This window comes from Micromonospora sp. NPDC002389 (assembly GCF_040296095.1).
Lineage (GTDB): Bacteria > Actinomycetota > Actinomycetes > Mycobacteriales > Micromonosporaceae > Micromonospora.
This window is the reverse complement of sequence record NZ_JBEOWP010000048.1, coordinates 1-1,062: the sequence shown is the minus strand read 5'-3', so window position 1 is coordinate 1,062 and position 1,062 is coordinate 1. Positions and strand designations below refer to the sequence as shown.

Here is a 1,062-nt window from a genome sequence, read left to right as displayed (position 1 = left end):
CCAACATCGCCAGAGCAACCCGCCGCGCCAACCGCCGCCCCCATGACCTCATCACCACCGTGACCAGCAGCTACTCAACTACGCAATGACCCTGCCAGTCAGGAGCTGGAGATCGCCGGACTGGCCGCCAGCGGCCTCACCAACAAGCAGATCGCCGAGCGCCTCTATATCTCCCACCGCACCGTCGGCGCCCATCTCTATCGCATCTTCCCGAAGCTCGGTGTGTCGGCGCGTGCGGGACTGCGTGACGCGCTTTCAGCGCAGTTTCCGAAATAGTGGAATGGTCAATTGAGTGGCAATAAAGTAGAAATTAAGAGGCCACCTCGTACGCTTTCCCCGAACATGCTGGAACTGGACGGGGAATTCGATGTCGACAGTCACCGCCGCCGAGGATCTCATGCGGGAACTACACCGCGACAACGGTGGCGCGCTGCTGCACTACCTGCGGAGGCTGACACCACCGGGGAGCCCCTGCACCGCCGAGGACCTGCTACAGGAGACGATGCTCCGGGCTTGGCGCTGCCTGGACCGGATGCCCCCGGACCCCGAGCCGCAACGGCGCTGGCTGTTCACCGTCGCCCGGCGTCTCGCGATCGACGCGTACCGTAGACGGCAGAGAAGGCCCGTCGAGGTCGGCCTCGCCGAGGCGGACCTCGCGCACCCGGTCAACGCGGCGGCGGAGACGGCGATCGCGTCGCTCACGCTGCGGCGCGCCGTCGGTGAACTCGGCGCGACCCACCGGTCCGTCCTGTTGGAACTGTACGTGCATGGACATTCCATCGACGAGGCCGCCGCCGCGCTCGGCATTCCCGCCGGTACGGTCAAGTCACGCGCCCATTACGCCGTACGACATCTGCGTGATTCACTGATGAACGCCTGAACGGCCGTGGCTCATCCGGGGTCACCGAGAACCCGCTATTCGATTGCGCGAGTGCCGACTCGTCAGGAACCATCGCCCGGCGACCTGAGAGTGCGTTTGGGATGTGCGCTGGTCGGGCGTGTCGCACAGCGGGTCCGATCGATGAGCCGGGCTCGGTCGGTGGACGGGTATGGATCGAGTGC

At 65.6% G+C, this 1,062-nt stretch carries 2 protein-coding genes; both read left to right on the top strand.

From position 1 onward, the window contains the following. The first annotated feature begins 105 nt into the window (after nucleotides 1-105). The gene (locus ABT008_RS30420) at nucleotides 106-276 is read left to right on the top strand and encodes a helix-turn-helix domain-containing protein (RefSeq protein WP_350700749.1); all 171 of its coding nucleotides are present in this window, start codon (nucleotides 106-108) and stop codon (nucleotides 274-276) included. Nucleotides 277-367: 91 nt separating this feature from the next. Continuing rightward, the gene (locus ABT008_RS30415) at nucleotides 368-880 is read left to right on the top strand and encodes a sigma-70 family RNA polymerase sigma factor (protein ID WP_350700747.1); all 513 of its coding nucleotides are present in this window, start codon (nucleotides 368-370) and stop codon (nucleotides 878-880) included. Nucleotides 881-1,062 lie beyond the last annotated feature (182 nt).

Excerpts from the sequence above, each read along its gene's own strand:
- ABT008_RS30415 (WP_350700747.1), top strand. The coding sequence starts at position 368 with ATGTCGACAGTCACCGCCGCCGAGGATCTCATGCGGGAACTACACCGC.